Annotated in this window: 2 protein-coding genes; both read left to right on the top strand. The window is 68.1% G+C overall.

Going from position 1 to position 2,568, the window contains the following annotated elements; translation table 11 throughout:
- The first annotated feature begins 398 nt into the window (after positions 1-398).
- Positions 399-1,421, top strand: coding sequence for a hypothetical protein (locus tag Q0741_RS07940; RefSeq protein WP_298232658.1), 1,023 nt, complete (start codon positions 399-401; stop codon positions 1,419-1,421).
- 2 nt (positions 1,422-1,423) lie between these two features.
- On the top strand, positions 1,424-2,470 hold the full coding sequence (locus Q0741_RS07935; RefSeq protein WP_298232657.1) for a 2Fe-2S iron-sulfur cluster-binding protein: 1,047 nt from the start codon (positions 1,424-1,426) through the stop codon (positions 2,468-2,470).
- The last annotated feature ends 98 nt before the right edge of the window (positions 2,471-2,568 follow it).

Genomic DNA, 2,568 nt, shown 5'->3' with positions numbered 1-2,568 from the left:
GTTGCAGCTGCAGCGCCTGGATCTCGTCGCGGCTGGCCAGCTCGATGGGCTCCAGCTCGCCGGGGGCGGGTGGCCTCACGGGCATGGGATGTCTCCGGTGTAGTTGTTGGATGTGCCGGCACGATCAATTGACCGACCGGTCGGTTGATCGTAAGGGGCAGCGGTGGCCCCAGGCAACGCCAATCCCGCCAAGGAAAACCCCAGCTTGCGTTCGGGCCCAGCGCCATGGCGGCAGCGCGGTCGGCCCGCCACTTCGATCGCCGGCCCTCTTCGGGAATTCACCGACCGTCCGGTCGGTCGAACTTTGAGCCTGATCAAACTTCGTTGGCGAGGGGGCCCGTAACTTTGACGTGCGCCAAGAACGGGCGCCCCAATCCAACCAAGACACTGGAGACGCGATGAAGAATGAACGACTGGCGGAGACGATGGAGTTCCCGCCCGAGACGCCGCAACCCAACGTCTATCCGCTGTCGTGGCGGCGGCAAACCGACAAGCTGGAGGAAGTCTGGGACGCCGCGCAGCGCGAGAACTGGGATCCGAAGCACCTGTGCTGGGACACCTTCGATGCCGAGTCGTACTCGTGGGAGGAGCGCGAGGCCATCGCCTACTGGTGGACGCTGCTGTCGGTGTTCGACGCCTCGGCGCCGCCGGTGTTCGCCTCGGCCTTCATCAAGACCTACGAGGCTCATGAGGAAGACGCCGTGCGCCGCTGCTTCTTCTCCGTCACGCGCGACGAGCAGAACCACGAGCAGATGTGCGGCCTGGCGATCACGAAGCTGCTGGAGCATCCGGACCCGCTGAGCTACGAGCCCAAGACCGAGCTGGGCCGCAAGCTGCAGAAGAACGCCAAGTGGCTCTACTACAACGGCGGGCGCTACTGGAGCGGCTACAAGTCCGCAGTGCCCAAGTACAGCCTGGCGGTGCTGTTCAGCTCCTTCCTGATGGGCGAGATCGCGGCCGCAACCATCTTCCACCAGATGGCCGAGGGCTGCCGCGAGGAGGTGTTCAAGGAGGCCTTCCGCAACATCGGCCGCGACGAGGGCCGGCACATGGCCATCTGCATGGCGCTGATGGAGCGCGACTACCCGAAGATGGACCTCGCGGACAAGCCGCTCATCACCAAGCAGGTGCGCGCGGGCTACCTGTTCCTGTCGGCCGTGCTGTTCGAGCCGCCGCCCGACTTCTGGGACCTGCCCAACGACTTCATCGCCAACCAGCGCGCGGGCGAGGAGGTGGCGCGCGCCGCGGGCTTCCACATCCCCGACTACGAGGCCAAGAAGGAGAACTGGAAGAAGGCCATGCTCAACCTCAAGGGCGTGCTCGACCGCTACGACATCCCCTTCCCGGCCATCCCGGAAGTCGGCATCAGCGGCCAGGAGGTCACTGACATCGACATGGCCAGCATCATCCCGGTGTTCTGAGCATGGCCGCGCGCATCCGCCTGTACCCCTCGGGCAAGGAAGTGGAGTGCGCGGCCGGCGACACCGTGCTGGCCGCGCTGGAGAAATCGGGCTACGCCCTGCCCAACAACTGCCGCGCCGGTGCCTGCGGCGAGTGCAAGGTCAAGGTGCGCGAAGGGCGCTTCGACCAGGGCATGGTGCTGGACATGGCGCTCTCCGCCGAGGAGCGCGCGCAGGGCTTCGGCCTCATGTGCATGGCCAAGCCGCTGTCGCAGGAGCTCGTCATCGAATGGGGCACGGCGGACGCGCAGCCGCGGCTGTTTCCGCCGCGCGAGCATCAGCTCTACGTGGTGGCCGACCGCATCGCGCGCACCCCGCGCATCGTGGAGCTGCGGCTGCGCCCGGTGGGGCAGCCCATGCGCTACTGGCCGGGGCAGTACGTGATGCTGGGCGACGCGCGCGCCGGCGCGCCGCCGCGGCCCTACTCCATCGCCAACGCGCCGCGGCCCGACGGCGAGATCACGCTGCAGATCACGCGCGTGGAGGGCGGCGTGACCAGCGCCTGGGTGCACGAGCAACTGCAGCCGGGCACCCGCGTGAAGCTCGCCGGCCCCTACGGCACCTTCATCGGCGACCCTTCCGTGGACACGCCCGTGCTGTGCATGGCCGCGGGCTCGGGGCTGGCGCCCATCCTGTCCCTGACCGAAGCGGCGCTGCGCCGCGGCTACAAGCGACCGGTGACGGTGCTGTTCTCGGCCCGCACGCGCGCCGACCTGTACGGCGCCGGGCTGATGGAGTTCTGGCAGGCCAGGCACCGCAACTTCAACTTCAAGCCGACGCTGACGCAGGAAAGCGGTGCGGGCCTGCACGGGCGCATTCCCCAGGTGCTGCCCGACCTGTTCAAGGACCTGTCGAACTACTCGGTGTTCGTGGCCGGCGCGCCGGCTTTCGTCACCGACTGCGTGGAGGCGGCGCGCCGTCTCGGCGCGCGCGAGGAGCTGATCCACACCGAAGGCTACTTCGGCGCGGCGCCGGCGCAGGTGCCGCCGACGAGCCAGCTGGTGGCCTGAGCCCTGCGCGGATGCGCCAGCCCAGCCCGGCCACGGCCGGGCTTTTTTCAGCCTCTGATGAATTTCAAGTGGGTTGCCGGGCATGAGGGTTGACCGCA

Origin of the sequence: uncultured Azohydromonas sp. (assembly GCF_937926365.1) — a bacterium.
In the GTDB taxonomy this organism is placed as follows: Bacteria; Pseudomonadota; Gammaproteobacteria; order Burkholderiales; family Burkholderiaceae_C; genus Azohydromonas.
This window is presented reverse-complemented; position numbering and strand designations above follow the sequence as displayed.